The 18,518-nt window shown below is 62.8% G+C and carries 23 protein-coding genes; 8 read left to right on the top strand and 15 right to left on the bottom strand.

Going from position 1 to position 18,518, the window contains the following annotated elements:
- Positions 1-144: 144 nt before the first annotated feature.
- The 8 genes from AC5Y5W_RS18915 to AC5Y5W_RS18950 form a co-directional block, all read right to left on the bottom strand.
- Positions 145-1,212 carry a DUF2637 domain-containing protein gene (locus AC5Y5W_RS18915; RefSeq protein ID WP_500022465.1) on the bottom strand — a complete coding sequence of 356 codons (1,068 nt, stop codon included), beginning with the start codon at positions 1,210-1,212 and terminating at the stop codon, positions 145-147.
- Entirely contained in the window at positions 1,209-1,418 is a 210-nt protein-coding gene (locus tag AC5Y5W_RS18920) for a hypothetical protein (RefSeq protein WP_500022466.1), read from the bottom strand. Before AC5Y5W_RS18920 ends, AC5Y5W_RS18915 begins: the two co-directional genes overlap by 4 nt.
- Before the next feature lie 29 nt (positions 1,419-1,447).
- Positions 1,448-1,654 carry a hypothetical protein gene (locus tag AC5Y5W_RS18925; protein ID WP_500022467.1) on the bottom strand — a complete coding sequence of 69 codons (207 nt, stop codon included), beginning with the start codon at positions 1,652-1,654 and terminating at the stop codon, positions 1,448-1,450.
- A gap of 120 nt (positions 1,655-1,774) precedes the next feature.
- Complete coding sequence (locus AC5Y5W_RS18930; protein ID WP_500022468.1) at positions 1,775-1,996, bottom strand: hypothetical protein; 222 nt, start codon at positions 1,994-1,996, stop codon at positions 1,775-1,777.
- 1 nt (position 1,997) lies between these two features.
- The gene (locus AC5Y5W_RS18935; protein ID WP_500022469.1) at positions 1,998-4,736 is read right to left on the bottom strand and encodes a bifunctional DNA primase/polymerase; all 2,739 of its coding nucleotides are present in this window, start codon (positions 4,734-4,736) and stop codon (positions 1,998-2,000) included.
- A gap of 4 nt (positions 4,737-4,740) precedes the next feature.
- Positions 4,741-6,648 (bottom strand): DNA polymerase, encoded by a 1,908-nt coding sequence (locus AC5Y5W_RS18940; RefSeq protein WP_500022470.1) that lies wholly within the window; start codon positions 6,646-6,648, stop codon positions 4,741-4,743.
- 264 nt (positions 6,649-6,912) lie between these two features.
- Positions 6,913-7,152: a hypothetical protein gene (locus tag AC5Y5W_RS18945; RefSeq protein WP_500022471.1), complete on the bottom strand. Its 240-nt coding sequence runs from the start codon at positions 7,150-7,152 to the stop codon at positions 6,913-6,915.
- A gap of 909 nt (positions 7,153-8,061) precedes the next feature.
- A complete protein-coding gene (locus AC5Y5W_RS18950) occupies positions 8,062-8,259 on the bottom strand; it encodes a hypothetical protein (protein WP_500022472.1) in 198 nt (65 codons plus the stop codon).
- Positions 8,260-8,376: 117 nt separating this feature from the next.
- Between AC5Y5W_RS18950 and AC5Y5W_RS18955 the strand changes: the two genes are divergently transcribed.
- Positions 8,377-9,768: an LPO_1073/Vpar_1526 family protein gene (locus tag AC5Y5W_RS18955; RefSeq protein WP_500022473.1), complete on the top strand. Its 1,392-nt coding sequence runs from the start codon at positions 8,377-8,379 to the stop codon at positions 9,766-9,768.
- A gap of 37 nt (positions 9,769-9,805) precedes the next feature.
- Here AC5Y5W_RS18955 and AC5Y5W_RS18960 read toward each other — a convergent pair whose 3' ends face one another.
- Positions 9,806-10,576, bottom strand: a complete 771-nt coding sequence (locus AC5Y5W_RS18960) for a KpnI family restriction enzyme N-terminal domain-containing protein (protein WP_500022474.1) — start codon at positions 10,574-10,576, stop codon at positions 9,806-9,808.
- Between the two features lie 158 nt (positions 10,577-10,734).
- On the opposite strand from AC5Y5W_RS18960, the gene AC5Y5W_RS18965 reads away from it, so the two are divergent.
- Together AC5Y5W_RS18965 and AC5Y5W_RS18970 are read left to right on the top strand one after the other, a co-directional pair.
- A complete protein-coding gene (locus AC5Y5W_RS18965) occupies positions 10,735-11,688 on the top strand; it encodes a DNA cytosine methyltransferase (RefSeq protein WP_500022516.1) in 954 nt (317 codons plus the stop codon).
- A complete protein-coding gene (locus tag AC5Y5W_RS18970) occupies positions 11,685-12,545 on the top strand; it encodes an NgoMIV family type II restriction endonuclease (protein WP_500022475.1) in 861 nt (286 codons plus the stop codon). Before AC5Y5W_RS18965 ends, AC5Y5W_RS18970 begins: the two co-directional genes overlap by 4 nt.
- Here AC5Y5W_RS18970 and AC5Y5W_RS18975 read toward each other — a convergent pair.
- From AC5Y5W_RS18975 to AC5Y5W_RS18995, 5 genes are all read right to left on the bottom strand, one after another.
- Entirely contained in the window at positions 12,514-12,969 is a 456-nt protein-coding gene (locus AC5Y5W_RS18975) for a very short patch repair endonuclease (RefSeq protein WP_500022476.1), read from the bottom strand. The two genes, AC5Y5W_RS18970 and AC5Y5W_RS18975, sit on opposite strands and share 32 nt — an antisense overlap.
- Before the next feature lie 30 nt (positions 12,970-12,999).
- Positions 13,000-13,185, bottom strand: coding sequence for a hypothetical protein (locus AC5Y5W_RS18980; protein ID WP_500022477.1), 186 nt, complete (start codon positions 13,183-13,185; stop codon positions 13,000-13,002).
- A gap of 196 nt (positions 13,186-13,381) precedes the next feature.
- Entirely contained in the window at positions 13,382-13,540 is a 159-nt protein-coding gene (locus tag AC5Y5W_RS18985; RefSeq protein WP_500022478.1) for a hypothetical protein, read from the bottom strand.
- Positions 13,537-13,860 carry a hypothetical protein gene (locus tag AC5Y5W_RS18990; protein WP_500022479.1) on the bottom strand — a complete coding sequence of 108 codons (324 nt, stop codon included), beginning with the start codon at positions 13,858-13,860 and terminating at the stop codon, positions 13,537-13,539. Before AC5Y5W_RS18990 ends, AC5Y5W_RS18985 begins: the two co-directional genes overlap by 4 nt.
- A gap of 86 nt (positions 13,861-13,946) precedes the next feature.
- Positions 13,947-14,186 (bottom strand): hypothetical protein, encoded by a 240-nt coding sequence (locus tag AC5Y5W_RS18995; protein ID WP_500022480.1) that lies wholly within the window; start codon positions 14,184-14,186, stop codon positions 13,947-13,949.
- A 236-nt stretch (positions 14,187-14,422) separates the two neighbouring features.
- Here AC5Y5W_RS18995 and AC5Y5W_RS19000 point away from each other — a divergent pair, with 236 nt between their 5' ends.
- The 5 genes from AC5Y5W_RS19000 (at position 14,423) to AC5Y5W_RS19020 (ending at position 17,360) form a co-directional block, all read left to right on the top strand.
- Entirely contained in the window at positions 14,423-14,662 is a 240-nt protein-coding gene (locus tag AC5Y5W_RS19000; protein ID WP_500022481.1) for a hypothetical protein, read from the top strand.
- Positions 14,659-15,108, top strand: a complete 450-nt coding sequence (locus tag AC5Y5W_RS19005; RefSeq protein ID WP_500022482.1) for a hypothetical protein — start codon at positions 14,659-14,661, stop codon at positions 15,106-15,108. Before AC5Y5W_RS19000 ends, AC5Y5W_RS19005 begins: the two co-directional genes overlap by 4 nt.
- Positions 15,109-15,128: 20 nt before the next feature.
- The gene (locus tag AC5Y5W_RS19010) at positions 15,129-15,353 is read left to right on the top strand and encodes a hypothetical protein (RefSeq protein WP_500022483.1); all 225 of its coding nucleotides are present in this window, start codon (positions 15,129-15,131) and stop codon (positions 15,351-15,353) included.
- Between the two features lie 848 nt (positions 15,354-16,201).
- A complete protein-coding gene (locus tag AC5Y5W_RS19015) occupies positions 16,202-16,348 on the top strand; it encodes a hypothetical protein (RefSeq protein WP_500022484.1) in 147 nt (48 codons plus the stop codon).
- A gap of 328 nt (positions 16,349-16,676) precedes the next feature.
- Positions 16,677-17,360 (top strand): neutral zinc metallopeptidase, encoded by a 684-nt coding sequence (locus tag AC5Y5W_RS19020; protein ID WP_500022485.1) that lies wholly within the window; start codon positions 16,677-16,679, stop codon positions 17,358-17,360.
- A 102-nt stretch (positions 17,361-17,462) separates the two neighbouring features.
- Here AC5Y5W_RS19020 and AC5Y5W_RS19025 read toward each other — a convergent pair whose 3' ends face one another.
- Complete coding sequence (locus tag AC5Y5W_RS19025; RefSeq protein ID WP_500022486.1) at positions 17,463-18,518, bottom strand: hypothetical protein; 1,056 nt, start codon at positions 18,516-18,518, stop codon at positions 17,463-17,465.

The raw sequence follows: 18,518 nt of genomic DNA on the forward strand, positions 1-18,518 counted from the left end.
GAGGTCATCCCTAGTTTCTGGAACAAGAACGTGCCCTGCAACAGGGACGGTTCTCGTGGGTGCTCGTGGTGCCCGTCCGTAGCGCGGGAATCGGGCTGCTTTCGGGGTCAGGTGAAGATAGTCCGTATCGCGGCTCGGGCTGTGTCAGACGGCGGTCTGGATGAGGTGGGGGCGGCGGGCGTCGCGGATTTCCCGCACGGTGCGCTCGCCCATGCCCAGCGCGGCGGCGATGACGGAGACCTTCGCATCGGGAGCATCGAGCTGGCGGAGCACGGCGGCGACGGTCGCGGCGGGCGTGCGTTTACCAGTTCTGGCGAGGATGTCGTGCGCCTCGGTCATGAACGGGTCGTGCCCGTTGTGCTCGGGCATTGGCTGTTCGTGACCACGTTCAATGCCCGTGGTGCGGTCGTTCACGCGCTCGGGCAGTGCCCGTTCGAACTCGGGCAGACGGTCGTTCACGGGCACAGTCGCAGGCTCGGTCATTGCCTGTGCACGTGCGTTGAGCTGCGGTTTCCTTGTCCCATCAGTGCCCGCGTCCGTATTGCCTGGCTCGGGCGTGAACGCGGTCTCGGGCGGGTGTTCGGGCGTAGGAGTGACCGTGTGAACGTCCTTGTGACCGCCCAGGTCGGTCGTGTGCTCGGGCGCTTGGCGGGCAGCCAGTTCCCGTTCACGGCGCTCCTTCGCCGCTTCCCGAGCGGCACGAAGGTCTGCCGCCGAGGCAGGACGGAGGTGGTAGATAGCCAGGGTCGCCAGGGCAATGCCCGCGTCGATTGCCAGAGGGAAAAGGATGGCGAGGAACTTCGGTTGCCCGCTGTCCAGCGCCAAGGTGTACAACCCGTTGAAACTGATAGCGGCGGCGTCCAGAGCAAGGAGCACGGTGGCACCAACAGCAGCGCGGAACGTCCATTTGGCGTTGTCCTTGTCGCGGTGCCCAGCTCCCACTCGGGCAAGAACGGTCACTCCGTGGATGGCGATGAGAGCGACCAAGGGCGGGGTTAACGCGACCGCCAGCCGCACGAGCTTCGGCATTTCAGGCGGGAGCAATGCGTGCCCAGCGTTGCCGAGCAGGGTCATTGCCGTAGCCGACAGAAGCCACTTCCAGAAGAAGCGTCGGGCAACTGCGCGGTCGGCATCCAGCTCCGCCAGGTGCTCATCCAGCTCTCGCTCGATGGCAGCTTCCAACTCGCGTTGGCGCTTGGTCTTGGCGGTCATCGTGCTACTCCAGGAAACAGGTCGTCCAGGGTCACACCGTCGTTGCGGTGGTCGATGAGTTGGTTCAGGCGGTCACGAAGAACCACCTCGGGCACCGACTCGTAAGCAGGCGTGAGTAGGCGGTGCAGCGCCCCGTGTGGGTCGGGTATCGGGTCGAGGGACACGGGCTTCAAGGTGGGCAGCGTCATCGGGCGGTCGAAGTCCATGGGCTCCATACCTCCGTGCCTCTTCCCGCTCATCGCTGCACCTCCCGACGTTTCGGCGTAGCTCGCACACCCACCAGCGACATGGGCAGCGCGACGAACAACAACGCCGCCAGTGCCCACACGGTTACTGCATCTGTGGGCGCGCCGATGACCAGCGCCACGGTGAACATCGCGGACATCACCACGGTCAGTGACAGCAGCACGAGCCATGCGCGGCGGTGTGGTGGCGAACCCATTGCTGTTCCTCTCCTTGTGCCAGCAAAGCCCATCTTGGACGAAAGCACCGACACTGAAAAGTGTTGGCAGGGGACGTGACACGCGGCAGCGGGTCAGGTCGGACACACGTGACAACCCGTTCACGACTCTCTCCCGATACGCGACGGGTCAATATGCACATGACCTTTTTCGATGGTGAGAAGTCCTTGGCGGCACAGATAGTTGAGTGCCTGCGAGATGACGGACGGCGGGTACACGCCATCCCACGCGCTCAATGGCAAGGTTCCGTCCACGGACAAGTCGCGGATGATGACAGCAGCCACGTCGCGCATGGTGGGGTTTGCTGGGCGAGTGGTGGTCATATCACACCGCCTCCGCGATTGCGAGCGTCCGCTTATACCGTGTGCCGTCGAGGTGGATGAGCTTCTGCGTCATCAGATGTTCCAGTGCACGGTCAAGCCAAGGCTTCTTGCCTTCCGCCAGCTTGTTCTGGACTCGTCCGCGAGTGATGCCGTCAGCTCCCGAATCGGTGATGTGCGCCAATGCCAAGGCAGCCGTTTCGTTGACCATGTTCGCGGTGTGCGCGTCAGCAGCCGCCTTGACGTTCGAGAGGTTCGTGCCTTTGTTGGTTGCCGCTGCGTTCTCGACCTTCTTCGCCTCCGCGCACAGCATGGCGAACACGCGGTCGCTGTGCTCCATCACGTACTCCGCCCATACCCACAGGGCGTAGGACACGTGCAGTGTTCCGTGCAGCAAAGCTCCTAGGCAGGCGATGCGAAGGCGGACCTGAACGCGGTGCGATGCTTTCTCGTCCTCCTCGTTCTCAAGGTGGTCGAAGTCCGCGTCCTCGTTGGCGGAGTCGATTTCGTCCAACACCGCCTGGTCGGTGGTGAAGCGGTCGCCTGGGTTGATTACTGGCATGGCACCTGTGGGTGTCACGACAGGCGCAGGAATGTTCGGCTCGTTTAGTCGGCGGTACGGGTCGGTGACGGCGCTGAAGACGCACTTCTGGAGGAACCCGGAATCGTCGTGCTGAATCAGCTCGTCGGCGAACTTCGGTTGCAAGCCTCCCCACAGAAACACGTTGTACTCACCGATTGTTCGGGTGTCGCCGTTGGTGCGAGTCCTATTGCCGACTTGCCGACCCGACCAAGCGTTGTTGAGGGTGGAGATGATGGTGGACGCTTCGTTCTTGGCAGCCCTGAGCATCGTCATCATCTCGTCTTCGTCAATCCACGTCACAGGGTGCGGGAGCATCTCGACGCAGCGGTCATCTCCTTTGCCGACCATGCGGATAAGCAGGTCGGACAGCGCCTGACCCGACCCAAGGGAGGTTGTCGCGTCGAAGTTGAACGGAATCAGTGTGGGCGCGCCGCCTGTCCCACCCGCGACCGCCGCCAGCGCCGAATCCGAGGGTTCCTCCCTGGTCTTCGCTGCTTTGGCGGCAAGCCACGGTGGCGCGTCGATGGTCTGCCAAGGTGTCGCGTCGGGCATCGCCGCGATGGTCTTACCCGTGCCTGAGCGCCCGACAGCGACGACGAAGGTGCTCAGTGGTGTGGCATCCCACAAGCGTAGAGCGACGGGGGCGCGCATCCCACGACGAAGCAGCTCACGGTGCAGGACCGCAACGGGGTGTGCGGATTTCGGACGACGTGAGCGGGCAGCGTGGAAAATTGCTCGTGTCTCGTCGGAGAAGTCGAAAATCTTCCGCAACGCCTCGGGGTCGGAGTGGAAACCCTTCGGATACAGGCTCCTGTCATAGGGGTTGAAGCCCTTTCGACGGAACACTTCGGGGATGTCCTCGTGTACCTCGGAAAGCTGCTCGACGGTCGCCGTCTGGTCCACATCCTCGTCGCTGAGGTCTTGCGCCTGCGTCTGCTTCTCGCCTTCCTCCACGGCTGGTGCGGAAGCAGCAGGGGTGAGGTTGGCTGCTGCCAGAAGTTCCTCGGCGGTGGCGAATCCGATACCGCCCCCGCTGGGAGAGTTGATACCAAGCGCCTTGCAGGCGGTGGATTCGTCGCCATTGTGGTGTGTCCACGCGGCGTACTGAAGCTTGGTCATGGTCTTCTTGCCCGTCTGGTGGGCGTAGGCAGCGATGCCTTCTGGTGGGTTGTCGGTCCAGATGTGGAGCGGACCGTGACCGCTGGCGGTGTCCGTCTCGCGGCAGCCAGGCTCATGAGCGGTGGCGGACTTCGGACTGGCATGGACACCTGGTGCGGTGACTTCGGGGCAGCCGCAGCTCGTGCGGCAGCCTGTGAAATACCAGCCATCTGGTTCCAGAATCTCGCGCCAGTCGGTCGCCGCCGCCCAGGCGTCGATAGCGGTCGGTCCATCGTGGGCACGCTGGGCGGCTTTGGCGGCACGGTCGGCACGTGCCCTAGCCACAACCGCAGCGTCTTGCTCAATCATCTCCAGCAGGGCGGGCGGTGCCTCGTGAACGTCACCGAGCCAGCGGTAGGTGCCCTCTGGGCGCACACTGGGCGGGATGAGTACGTAGTGGTCGCACGGGAACATGCTCCACTCTGATTCACCGCTGCCCATCGAGAAGGTCCGCGCTTCGGCAGGTAGTGCATATCCCTCGGGCAGCATCAGGTAAAAGTGCCCGCCCCCTGGACCGTGTTTCCATGAGCCATCAGGATTCTGAACTCCAGGGCTGGCGACGGTCAGCGAGATGTCGTCGCCCGTGGCTGTGCGATACGCCTGACGGAACAGTTCGGTTCCCGCCGCCCAATCGGTGTCGATGATGAGCATGTCGCGGTCTGGAACAATCGCCAGGTTTGGCGGCTCCCCATATTGTTTCTCGGCGCGTTCGACATACGACGCCAGGCGGTGCGGGTCGGAGGTTGCCATCTGGATACCCGCGCTCGTCTTGGCTTCTGCCCAACGGAGGTTGCCTGCCGCCTTGGCGGCATCCTGCGCGGCGGCGTCATCGTCCTTCTTCTGCTTCGGGGTCCGCATGTCAATGGGAAGCTTGGCGTTGGGCTCCAGAACCACCACGCGAAACCCTGCACGACCGAGGGCGCGCACGTAGTCCTTGAGGTTGGTGCGGTCGCCCGCTGGTCGGGAACCGAGGATGTCGAATCTGCTTGAAGCTCCGAGCATGTCACTACACCTTCATCCATCGCTCAGGCAGAGCGTTCGAGTCTGTTGGCAGAATCAGTTCTTCACAGCGGTCACCGAGACCTCCAGCGGTCAGGAACCGCGCGAGGGAAGAGGTGGAACCGCGCATGATGTGCTCCACATCGGCGGCGGCTTCGGCGGTCACCACCAGCTCGTCGTGAATCGCCAGACGCACATGGTCAGCAAGCCCCTGGCGGTGGATTTCCACGAGAGCGTCAGCAAGCGCGTCGTAGGCGCTGCCCTGGTGGTAGTAGTTTTGAGCGACATAGGCTTTGAATCCGCCACGGTCGTAGTCGCGTGGAATCGGGACGATGCGACCAGCGGCGGTTATCGTGGTGCCGACACGACCCGCAGCGCTGGAGAGTTGGCTCATCCAGTTGCCGATGTCTGGAACACCCGCGAGGACTTGGTTCTTGATACGCGCGGCGCTGTCGTAGTCGGTGCCCAGCTCCGATGCCAACAAATCGACACCCTTTCCGTACAGCAGCCCAAGCAGTACCACCTTGGCGGCTTTGCGTCCCTTGTGGTTTTTGGCGTCAATGTCGGACACGTCGGGCGGGATGAGTCCAGCGGCGCGGGCAACTGGCACGTAGGTATCCGCTCCTGCGAGCACCGCGTGGGCGAGGTCGAGCTGTCCCGAGGTGAACGCGGCGACCATCGGCTCAACGGCAGTCCAGTCGATAGAAACCCACCCGTTTGGGTCATCGGCGAGAACCATCTGGCGCGCCGTGTCTGGGAATTGCTGCACAGGAGGGTCACCCGCGCTCATCCGTCCAGTGGCTCCCGCGCCGAGAATCTTGAACGTGGGATGAACTCGACCATCGAATCGCGCGAAGTCCAGCAACTTGTCCAAGTAGTCGTCGCGGTTTTTCTTGATGTCGGTGTAGGCCAGGTGGGCGGCGACCAGCGGATGAGACGACAAGCGTTCCAACGCTTTCCTGTCCGCACTTGGCTGTCCAGTTTTGGCTGTCCGCTTCCAGTTCGGCGGGAGCGCGCCATCAGCGTCGAGCTTGCGCGCCAGGTGCGGTCCTACGCCAGCCTTCAGCCCCGCAGTCTCCAGCGCCTTCGCGGCGTTAGTCATCGCGCGGGTCTGGGAGTCCACGTAGCGCTCGTAATAGTCCTCATCCAGGACGAACCCGCGAACTGACGAACGCAGCATCACTCGGTTGACGATTTGCTGGCGTTCAACTTCCGCGAGCGCTTCGTCGCGGTCCAGACCAAGCGCGGCGTATGCGTGCCCTTGTGACAGGTGGGTCACGGCGGCTTGGGTGATTGCTGGATTCAGGCGGGCGGTGACGGCGGTGTCGAGCATCGCGGCGGTCAGATAGGTGTGAGAGTCGATGTCCATGTGCAGGAATCCATCAGCGCGGTTGTGATAGCCCGCCGCCTTGAACACATCCTGGATGTCGCCCGTCTCAATGCCGAGATATCGGGATGCCAGGTCGCCCAGCCCACGGCGTTCGTGACCTGGCAGCGCCAGACGCGCGGTGACCAAGGTGCAGGTGACCTTCTCCACCACGCTGATGTCCGCGAGCCCGTCGCCAACCAGCAGCGGGATATCGAACGCAGCGTTCTGCAAAACCAGCGACGGAGCGTGAGCCAATGCGCGGATGATGTGCGGGCGCTGTGCCTCATCGCGAGGGTCCAGGGCGACGACCATATCGGGCGTGCCGATGGTTGCCACCTTGATTTGACGCGCCAACGCGGGCGAGGTGCCGCAGGTCTCGATGTCCAATGCCAGGTACGAGTTACGCGCTAGAAGTTCGTCAACGGCGTCGGATACGTGATTCCGTCCAACGACCAAGCGGATGCCTTGGTGGCGTCTCTCGCCGTCCCAGGCGGGCATTACGGGGGTGCGCGAGTCATAGACCGCGCGCTCGATGGTCGCGGTCATCAGAAGCGCCCCAAAGTGGCTGCGTGGCACTCAGCAGAGCACCACGGGTCGTAGCGCTCAGGGTCGGTGTAGGTCTGGTATGTGCTCCCGCAATTCGCGCAGTTGTCGGTCTGCACGCGGGGGCGGCGACGGCTTGCATGGCGGCGCGAACCGTGCTGAGACGGTGTTAGCATGGGGGACGTTCCTTTCGTTGCTTTTGTCGGCGCGGATGTGAACTCGAAAGCCTCGCGGATACCAGCCGTGGGGCTTTCACACTTTCTCGGGTCAGGCGGGAACCAGGTCGGGTAGCGGCGGCAGCGGTTCCCGAGCCCACAGGCGGTCGGCGTCCTCCGGGCGCACCAGGTAGGTGACCTTGCCGTTGGGTGCCGCCGCCGTGTAGACGGGCAGCCTGCCCGCCGCTATCGCCCCCAGGACGGCGCGGTCGGTGATGCCCTTACGAGCGGCGGCGGAGCCCGTTGTTTCCAGCCCCAGCGGGTGAAGGCGCTTGCGGATGTCTGTACGCATAGCAAACATCGTATACCCGATTTCCACGCTGACTTCGGCACGAAGAAGCGCCCTGTTAACGTCATATAAACACTGGTCAATGGGCTGGCTATCGTGTGGCGAGGGTGCGAGAAAGGGAGCTTCGCAGGTCAGCGCCAGCGAACAGGAGGGGTATACGGCAAACTCCGCGTACCCTGACCCGATGCCCGTAAAAGTGACGAAGGTCACATCGAGGTGCGCAAAACACCGTGGCGTGTTCGCGTGAGGGCTCAGCGTCACCGACCGACCACCAGGAGGTCAGTGCCACGCGATGCTCCAGCAAGCCTATGACCAGCCCTGCGTGCCGTGCCCTGCCGTGGCACGGCTACGTGACCTGACGGCAGCCCGAGAAAGACGCAGCCTTCGCCAGCGGTGAGATTTGCTACATAGCCATTCGCGGCGGGGGTGTAGGTGATGTAGGCGGTGTAGGCGGTTCGCAGAGAAATCTCGTTCCTCGCGTACGTATGTAGTAATAGTTAGATATACTTATTATATATTCTCATCAGGGGTTATATTTTTGGACGCTGTGTTAGTGCACCCTAACTAACACCCGCCGAGTCTCTCCGACGCCGTTTTCCGCCCGAACACCGCCTACACCGCCTACATCACCTACATCCCAGGTCAGACCCTATAGGCGGCACCTACACCCGCGCCTACAGGTGTAGGCGGTGTAGGCGATGGGTGTAGGCGGTCACACACACGGGTTTTGGAGTTTGCTGGAACCCGTTGTGCGCCTGTTTCCCCTCCCCGCAGCCGTGGACAGGAAAACCGCAGGTCAGAATTTTTCTCGCTCACTGACCTGGCCGCGTGAATATTCGCTAGAAAAATCAAACCAGCTGGTCAAAATTTTACGATTATTAGCTGACGCCCGAACGGGGGCAGGCGCTAACGCTAGCCCTCGTCCGAGTACAGGCTCCCCAGCACCTCGGCGCGCTGCGAGTTGTCGATGTCGTCAACAATCATCCGCGCCTGGGTCCGCAGCCGCTCACGGGTCGCGTCATCGGGTTCCTCGCCCGAGTTCTCGTCACGCCACCGCTTCAGCATCAGCTCGAACTGGGCTGAGTAGAGCTGCTCCAAGTACCACGACATCGCTACCTCCCTTGGTCCGTGTGCCTGGCAGCGTTCCACGGCGGTCCGACACGATGCGGGCGTGCGGCTCCGCCTGCTGTCACCGTCCAGTGCGATAGTGAGCAGCGGGAGGCGCGGATGCTCAAGGAACGGCTCAAGTGGTTCGGCACCGTTCTGGTGGGCGGTAGCCTCACCCTCTACCTGACATGGGTGGCGGTTGCTGACCACCTTCCGCACTGGACGCGCTACGGGGTGCTCGCCGCCATCGCCATCGTCGCCGCCGCGACGTTCCCGTACGGCAGGACGGCGGATGGTTCACCGCGTCGCCTGACCACGGTTCGTGTTCGTGGTCGAGGTAACGCCTCGTTCGTCTCGGGTGACCACTCTTCGAGCACGGGCAACATCGTGAGCACAGGCAAGGGCAACGTCACCGTCCACGGGACGCAGCTCACGTACTCCGATGTCCGTCAGATTTCGAGGGACGCCAGCCGCGCGGAAGTCCTGCCAGCAGCCCGCGCGGCGGCGAGCGAGGTTGCCATAGCTGAAATCAACCGCCGCTCGGATGAGTTCACGGACAAGGTGCTGGCTCGCATCAACGAGACCAATCCCGCCTTGTTTGCACGGTGGGACGACCCCAGGCTCCTCGCAGCGCTCGTATCAGCGCAGCGCGGTTACGCGGAAACGGGAGATGAAGACCTCGGTGAAGTTCTCGCAAGCCTGGTTGCGGGTTTAGCGGCGGAACCGATTCGTTCCAGACGCGAAATAATCCTGCGGCAAGCGATACAAGTAGCTCAAAACCTGACAACCGAGCATATCAACGCCCTTGCCGCGATGACGTTCATTACAATGATGAAGCTGACTGGTCCCTTCGACACAGAAGGTCTCATCAAAGCATTCGACACGCTTCTTCGCCCCTACTACGGGCGTCTGCCAGTTGGCGAACTTGACTACCAGTACATGAGTTCCACGGGTGTCTGTTATGCCGACCAGCTCCACCACTTTTCACAAGGGGTATACCAGATTCTTCACGGGAGCTATCTAAACTCGATGTACCCAGCCTTCACATTTGCCGAACTGCGCGAAGATTTCTGGAGCGACAACAATCCGCTGCGTGACGAAAACATGACGCTGTTCGGCGTAATCGCTGCGGACCAAGATGATGTAATACGCCTGCCCGATGGCAAGACCCTGTTCAGCCAGGAAGGGATAGATAGGGCGCAGTTTCGCGTTGAACCCAGCCGAGTCGCCAAAATTCTGGGAAGCCCCGACGATGCCGTGGACACTCTCTCCGAATCAGAGAAGTTATTGCGAGCGATGGTCCGTGAGCGGTCCCTGACTGCCGACCAATTCAAGGAGAAGGTGACGGCTCTGATGCCAGAGCTGGCGGCGTTCCTCGACTACGTTCAGCGCACGGGGGCGCTTCACTACCGTCTGCACCCCGTCGGAGTCATTCTGGCTCAGCACGAAATCGAAACGCGCGCACCAAACCTAGCAGCGGTCATTGACTCGGTGTTCGACGTGACTGCCTGATGCTCACTTGCGTGCTGTGTAACGTCCGCAAGCCAGCTCACTCACCGCTGCCAGTCACACCCTTGAGGTAATCAGCGACCTTCGCCTGTGCGGTCTTGGGGAGACGGCGGATACGCGCGTAGGCAATGTCCGTCTTGCTGCGGTGACGGTGCCCGCTGTTCATCCAAGTCAGCAGCTCCGCCTTGGCGGTAGGTCCGAGCCGCGACACCGACGACATCACCTCAGCCAGTGTCTCAGGGTCAGGCATGGCATCGCCTACGGGCTCGTTGCAGCGGGAGCACTCCGCCTGGAGGTTGTCGGGGCTCGCGTTCGCCAGCCGTGCGCCAGGTACGCGGTGCCCAACGGTGAGGCGGACACAGGAACCTGGTTCGCCCTCGTATTCCTCACCAGCACGTGAACCGCAGACCTGGCAGGTGTTCAGGTCGCGCTCGAACACCAGGCGCATCGTGGCGCGGGAAGGCTTGTCCCGTACCTTGCGCTCCCCGAGCCAGATGCGCTGCCCCTTGGCTTTCAGCACGTACTCGTCTGCTTCCTGCCCGAGCTGGTCCATGTACGAGGAGAACTGCCAGTCCTGTTCCCGCAGGGTCCGCAGTCGGCGGTTGAGGTGCTCGGCACGCCCCGCCTGGTCCACTTCGTCTCCGAGCGCGGCTCGCAGGTCGCGCATTGTGAAGGTGTCCCCGACTTCGAGGTTGTGGTAGAGGTAGGCGGCGAGCTTGGGGGTTCCGCCGAACGTCCGCCTGGTTCCCGGCCAGAAGTCGAGCTTCCACCACTCGACGCCGTTGTACAGCGGGGAGTCGGGGTCCGTCACGGCACTGAGGATTGCACACGGCGGAGGGGACGTGACGGATATCGCCTGCCAGGGTGTGCCGCGAGCCTCTCCCGCCAGCGTTTTATGCCGAAGTAGAGTCAGCGGCGTCAGACCTCATCGGTACGGTGCATGGCGTGACGGAAGGGACGGATGTGGCGCTGACCTCGGTCGAGATTTGCGCAGGCGCAGGAGGGCAGGCGCTCGGTCTGGAGAAGGCGGGATTTACACACCGCGCTGTGGTCGAAATCGACCCGCACGCCTGTGCCACGTTGCGAGCCAACCGACCCGAGTGGAATGTAATCGAGGCTGACCTACATAAATGGAGCCCGTCAGGCTACGAGGGCGTGGACCTGCTCGCTGGTGGCGTTCCATGCCCGCCGTTCTCCAAAGCTGGTCACCAGCTAGGCGCTGACGATGAGCGCGACATGTTCCCACGCGCCCTTGACCTGGTGAAGGCGATTCAGCCGAAAGCTGTGATGCTGGAGAACGTCAGAGGTCTTCTTGACCCAGTGTTCGGTGATTACCGCGACGCTGTGGAAAAGCGTTTGTGCAAACTGGGGTACAAAGCATCCTGGCAGTTGCTCCACGCATCAGACTTCGGGGTTCCGCAGCTTCGCCCCCGCGTCATCATGGTTGCGATACGTAACGGGCTGCGTGAGTTCGAGTTTCCCGAACCAGATGTCACACCCGCCCAGACCGTTGGCGAGGCGCTGAAAGACCTCATGGCGGAAAACGGCTGGGAAGCCGCCGACGAATGGGCACGTAAAGCCAACACCATCGCTCCGACGCTTGTCGGCGGTTCCAAGAAGCATGGTGGTCCTGACCTCGGACCAACCCGTGCCCGCAATGCGTGGCTGGCTCTCGGCGTCGATGGCAAGACGATTGCCGAGGAAGCCCCGCCCCCTGGATACAGTGGGCTGCCGCGTCTGACGGTGAGGATGGCGGCGAGGCTTCAGGGATTCGAAGACGACTGGGAGTTCGTGGGGCGTAAGACCAACGCCTACCGCCAGGTGGGTAATGCGTTTCCGCCGCCTGTGGCTTGCGCAGTGGGGTTGCAGATTCGGAAAGCCATCCGCGCGCCGCGCAAGAAGAGCCTGCGGACAGTTGCATGACATCGGTAATCACCCTGGAGCGCAGGAGATTCCACCAGCGGCTCGTTAAGGACTACACACTGTGCTTGTCGGGTGGGATAGCGTCCAACGCCGACCGAAAGCAGCGGACAAGCAGTGTCATCGCGACGCACATCGCGCAGCGCCTCCACGCTCAAACCGTCGATAAAAAGCTGGACGGTCAGCGGGCGGGGAAGCAGTTCGAGGGAGCGGTCACCGAGTTTCTGGCGAAAGTCTTCCCGCTCCTCCAGACCGTCCGACCAGGTGACTGGACCGTCGAGAATGTCGGCGGGACGCGCTCTGAGTACCAGGTGGCAAGGTACGAGCCGTACGCCCATCTGGCGGACCTCGCTGACGCCATCGAGGAAAACCCCACACTTGCTGCTGTGCTCGGGAACTCCTACGAAATCGGACCTGACATCCTCGTCATCCGCAGCCCCGAACCCGACGAGGTGATTAACAAAGAGCACAGCCTGGTGGACGGGACCAATGGGCGGTACGCGGTGATTCGCAAGGTGAACCAGGACCGAGGGATTGTCCACGCCATCGTGTCCTGCAAATGGACCCTGCGGAGTGACCGCGCGCAAAACGCCCGCTCCGAGGGTCTCAACGTAATCCGTAACCGCAAGGGACGCACACCGCACATCGCGGTGGTCACGGGCGAACCCACGCCGTCGAGGCTGGCGTCACTGGCGCTCGGCACTGGCGACGTGGACATGGTGTATCACTTCGCGCTGCCCGAACTCATCGAGGCGGTGAACCTCTCGGGTAACGATGAGGCAGTGTCCCTGCTGGACATCCTGCTCAGCGGCAAGCGCCTGCGGGACATCACCGACCTGCCACTGGACCTCGCCGTGTAGGAGCCTGCCAGCCGCTCGCGGCGAGGGCATCCGTCACAAGCTGCGCGCAGCCGTCCAGGTCAGCCTTCACGTCCTGGTCCCATACCCGCACAACAGTCCAGCCCTGTTCGCGTAATCGCGAATCGGCGGCACGATCACGCTCCATGTTGCGGGCGATCTTGGTACGCCAGTAGTCCGACGCCGCCTTCTCGGGGTTCCAGTGGTCGGGATGCCCGTGCCAGAACACGCCATCCACGAACACCGCCACTTTCCAGCGGATGAACGCCATGTCGGGGCGTCCTGGGATGTCCTTGCGGTGCAGTCTGTACCCCGTCGCACCTACCTGCCGCAAAGCCGCCCGCAGCGCCAGCTCAGGCTTAGTGTTCTTAGCGCGGATGGCTGCCATATTCCGCGACCGCCCCTCGGGCGACAGGTGATCCGCCACCTGGTAAGTGTGCCTCCCCGCCGCCGAGTGTCACATACGTGGCTGCCGCGCCTCCACCTCGTCGGTAAGCCGATCCAGGTACTCATCGAAGGTGCATTGCGTAGGGTCCAGGTCGCGGTATGCCTTCACGGCTTCCATGCGGAACTCGTGCGGGTCCGAGTAGCGCGCGAAGTCCGCGACGTAGAACCCCGTCATGATCTTGTCCAGATAGGTCATCTCAATCCCCCTGTGATGTGCGGCGACACGGTGCCGCCGCGAACCCATCGTGAATCACATGACCCCGCCGATCACGACAGCGACACGTCGAGGGCGTCACTTTCTGTCGCCACGGCGGTTTGCGCGCCGCCCCGATCAGGAGAGCGGACCAGGGCGGCGTAGCTCAAAAGTAACCCGCAACGTTCGGGTTCGCTATTCACCCCTCGGATGCCGCGTTGGAGTCCCACACCAGGACCGCCATCGCCGCCGACGCCAGCTCCTTACCAGCGTGCAGCATGTCGTCCTCGGTAGGTCCACGACCGTCCCATCGGGCAAGGGCGGTGGACAACTGCTCCACGAGGTTCGCGGGAATCACGGGTTCACCTTCCATTCGTCGGACTCCGCGAGTGGTGTCGTCATCTCGACGCTGTTCTCCCGCAGCAGGTTAGAGGTCAACTGCGCGTTTCGGTGATAGCCGTCCGCGCCTATCCACTCAACTTGAGGGAGCTTCACGCGGTTGTCGAGCCAGTAGCCAGGGTCGGCGTAACGCACGGTGACGGTTTGACGCCTCGTGGTCACGTACTCATACCTGGACGGATGCGTGGAGTGCACCGCCGTCCCTCGCGGCAATGTCAGCTCGTCACCGCTCGTGAACGGGTTCTCGATGAAGGTTCCGCCCGTCGTCATGGCGTCCATTGTCCGTGGGTGGGCGACATCAACGCGAACCCGAGCGCGGGACGTGACGGGGTGAAGCTCCATGCCCGAGCAGCCCTGCTGGCGGTTCAGAACGGGTTCTCCCCAGCCAGGAGCGGACGCACCGAGTCGATTCCGTCAGCGGCGGACAGTAGGGCACGCCCACTCCCGCTCACCAGCATGTAGACGACGTTGGTGTACTGCTGCGTGGAGCTGTCGAGTTTCTCGTCCACTTCGGGATTCCAGACCAGCGCCACCGCCAGCCAAGTGTCATCCCCGATTGTGGCGACCAGCGGCGGGTTGAGCGGGATGGTTGTCGTTTCAGTCATGGACAGCAGCGTGGCACGAAAACAGCGGCAGGACGGCACGCGGCGCGAGTCGGTATGGCGGTCCTGCGTGGGGACAAGGAATGTGCAGGTCAGTCAGTTTGTCGGAGCCGCCGACCTGGCACTCGTGTTGATGTCACGTTAACAGCAAACGTCTAAACGCAGTCAACCAGCACAATTCAACACGCTGGCTATCGTCACTGTATGTTTTCTCATGGTACTGTATAACCATGTCAGCAATGACCGTCGAGGACGAGCGCAGGGCTGAGCTTGCCGCGCGCCTGTCCTTCGCGCATGAACAGGTGGAACAGCATCGCGCCGCCGTTCGTGAGGCGATGAGCCAGCGTGCCGCCCTGGTACGAGACCTGCACGTGTTCCGCGCATATCCATGCAGCCGCATCGCCGCCGACCTCGGCGTGGCTGAGCGCACGGTCTGGAGCTGGCTTTACAGCACAACGACGACAGGAGATAGGAAATGACCGAGGACATCGCCAACGACAACGACACTGCTGTGAATGCTGACGCCTTGGATGAGACGCCGACCCGCAAGCCCTGGGGGAAGGTTGCAGCCGCAGGGGTCGCGGCAGCGCTGGTCCTGGCAGGGGTCTTCCAGGGCGGCTACTGGAGGGGCTTGCTCCAGACCCATCACTTGACCACATCTGCGTGCTGGTCACCCACCGACGACTCCGACGCTTGCGCCATCGAGCAGCAGGCGGGTATCGACCGCCGTGCCGAAGCCGCACGGCTGTCAAGCGTCCTGCGGACAAAAGCTGAGCTGAACTCTCTAGCAAGCACATTCGAGCAGGAGGCGGAGCGCCTGAAGGTTGAAGCCGTTGCGGGAGGCTGGACCCAGCAACAGACATCGGACGAGCACGACAAAATCACCCAAGGCACCGACACCGACGAGGACGAGTGTCTCCCGTGAGCGCAAAGGCGAATAAGGAAATGAAGAACACGACCGTCGCCAAGCTCGCCGCTGGTGCTGCCGCTGTATTAGCCGTGTTCGGCGCGGGATACGGTGCCCGCTCGGTGGAGGTTGACCATCAGCCCGATACCGAGAGCCTGGCTGTGCCGAACGTGTGCACGGACCGTCACGGGCAGGACAAGTTGACGTGCGTCTACGACTGGCATTCCATCGTCCAAGCCGCTGACGCCGCAGCCGCGCAGTAGCACAGGGGATTTGGAGACTGTCATGGGTGAGTTCGGATTCGCCACCGCGAGCACAGGTCACGCAGCAGCGGGAGGAAGCGTTAGCGCAACCGCTGGGACACTTCCGCTGCTCCTTGGTGAGGGACTCGCAATCGCAGCGTTCAACGCACGCATGACGGGGTACCAGACGGTCCTCGCGCGTATTGCGGAGCAGGAGACCGCAGTCCAGGAGTTGTCAGCGACCCAGAACGACGCGGACCTCGCGTTCTCCCGTGTCCCCACTCCTGACGACATCAAATCCCAGTTCGAACGCGCAAGGAAAGCTGTCCGTGCTGGCGGAAGCGGCTCCGAGGAGTTCAAGCATCTCCAGGAGATGAAGGACCAGCGCCGGGCGGGGTACGACGCACACGCACAAACGTCCACACAGACCGAATCCTCGCTCCACGCAATCGAATACCCCGACGTTCCTGGTGGGGGTTCTCCTGGTGGTGCTAGTGACAGCCCTGGTGAGCACTGGGGTGGTGGGGCTGGTGGACTTTCGGAGTGGGAGCGACAGCAGCGCGAGCACAACGGCGACGGCGGTTCGTCGTCGGAGGGAAACACGGGCGGTTCATCCCCTGGTGGAACCGCCCCTTCGGACATTTCCCCGACCACGCACACCTCCTCGGACTTATCCCCGAGCAGCGAACCCGTGACCCGCTTGTCCAGTTCCCCGAACGGTCAGCCGCAGTTCCCGCCCGCCTCGCTGGGTCAGGGTCAAGGTGCCACTGGTCCTGGTGCTGGCGGATTCGGGATGGGACCGACTGGTATGGGGACTGACCCGCTGAAGGACTTGATGAATCGGAACAAGCGGAAGCAGGACGCGAAGGATGCACGGGAAGATGGTCCCGCTGTCCTCGCTGGTCTCGGTGGTGCTGGAGCTGGTGCTCTCGGTGCGGCGGGTATCGCGGGTCTGGACCGTGGACATACCGCGACAGGTGTTCATCCCGCAGGAGCGGTCAACGGCGCGGGCGTGAGTGCCCCGACACAGCTGAGCGGGAGCGGAACTGACCCGAACAATCCCAAGGGCGGCAACAACGCTGGCGCAGGTACAGGTGGTATGGGCGGCGGCGGTGTCATGGGGTCTGGTGCGGGTCTCGCGGGTTCTACACCCGCCAAGCGGAAGACCGAGGACACCCCGACCGCGACCCCTGACCCTAAGCTGATTGGGTACGAGTCGGTACGGGAAGCGGTTCCTGGTGGAATCGCAGGACGCGGAACAGCAGAGGGAGTCAGCTACCAGGACTGGACAGGCGCAAAGCTGGACCACCCCGACGTGATGGACAGGAAGAAAGGGAAGAACACATGACGTTCACCCGTGTTTCCGTACTCGTCGCTGTCGGTCTCGCGGCGGTGTCCATGACCGCGTGCTCGCACACTGTGAATGGTCATGGAGTGATGGAAGTTGGTGTCACGCAGCAGGTTGCAGCGACAGCACATGACACCCCGACCCCCGCCCCGTCTAGCCCTCCTCCGCGAGAGCTGACCCTGGACGAACTGGTACGTGCGGTGAACACCGATGCGACTGAGTACTGGAAGGAAAACAGCGCCTCGTTCCCTGCTATGACGGTGACCAGCAAAGACAGCGCAATCACCACTCCGTGTGGGACCACCCCTGACCCGAGTTTTGTGTGTGACGGGGTGCTGTATTACCGCGCGGACCTCCTGGGACAGCTCCACCGCGCGCACGGGGATGTCGCGGTCACGGAGGTCATCTCGCACGAGGTCGGGCACGCTCTGCTGCACTACACGCACACCGACAAGGTTCCTATGGTCACCCTGGAGACCCGCGCGGACTGCGCGTCGGGTGCGTACACCGCAGAGAAGTTCCGCAACGTGTCAGAGGAACGTGCGCGGGAACTGTTCAGTAAGACCGCGTTGAACGACCCAGACGGCGAGGGAGACGCTGCGTTCACCATCGGCTTCCGCACCCAGCGGCGGGGTCAGGACACGGAGTCCATGTGCACGACCTACGACTACGCTCACTGACCTGAAATCACCTGCGCGAGTATCGCATAGAGTCCGACGACCCGAAGGTTCTCCTCCTCCTCGATAAGCGGTTGTGGGTCGTCGTCCTGCCGTTCCATACGGTCAGGACAGGTATGTCCAGTGACGCTTCACCTGTTCGACACGCTCAATATGGGGCTCAGGAAGGCGACTCCCTGAAGGGGACACGCAGCTTTCGCCTTTACCCGCAACGCATGACGGGCATGGCAGGAGGACAGCCTTCTTCCTGAGTTTCGTGTTCTGGCGATGGCGCTGATATTGCTCGAACCTGCGTCGGTCCTGCTCCAGCTTCCTGGCGTTCTCCCTCTCACGGACCTGGCGGGACATCGCCGCGCGATTCGCTATGCGCTGCTGCTTAGCCCGTTGCTTGGCTTGTTGTTTCTGAAGCTTCTTGAGCTGCTGAGGGGTCATCTGCGGCTCAGGACTGGACTCAGGGGACGGTTTGTACTGCGGGTGCGCTTGCGCTTGCGGCTGTGCTTGTGGTTGGGGCGGGGGGTAAACGTGCGGTGTTGGCTGCTCGACAGTCCTTGGGGCGGCAGATGCTTGATCCCGCCCCTGTGCCCATGCGCTACGAACAGCCACCAAGCGGTCCCGTAGACCAGGACCAGGCACTGCCTGCTGGGGCGCAGACCGTTGGCGCATCTTGGGAAACTTGGGCATCGACGGCATCGACGGCATCGACGGCATCGGTGGGAGCTTGGGCAGCTTCGGCATATGCACCTTGCCGTTCGTGAACACCTTTGCGATTCCCAATCCAACGGTGACCAGAACGAGGACGATGGTCAGCACCAAGAACACGACGGTCTGCGGCGCATCCATTGCGGCGCTGTCACAGCCGCTCGTGTCGTAGCTGTAGCTGGTGAAGGTGGGCGCGCGGCAGTGGTTAGCCGCGTCGGCGGCGACCTTCGCGGTGATGATTCCAGAAACGATGGCTGCTATTCCCGTCCACACCCACAGCGGAGGTACACGACGCCGCTTCGGTGGTTCGGGCTGGAACTGTTGCTGGTACGACGTTGGCGGAGAAGCGAATACCCCGTATTGCGGCTGTCCTTGCGGCAGACCGCTTGGCATGTGCGTGCGCGGCTGCTGAGGCGGAATGTGTTGCCCGCGAATGTGGTCGAAGCCAGGAGGTTGGGTCAT

Source organism: Mycobacterium sp. NGS51, from assembly GCF_059812525.1.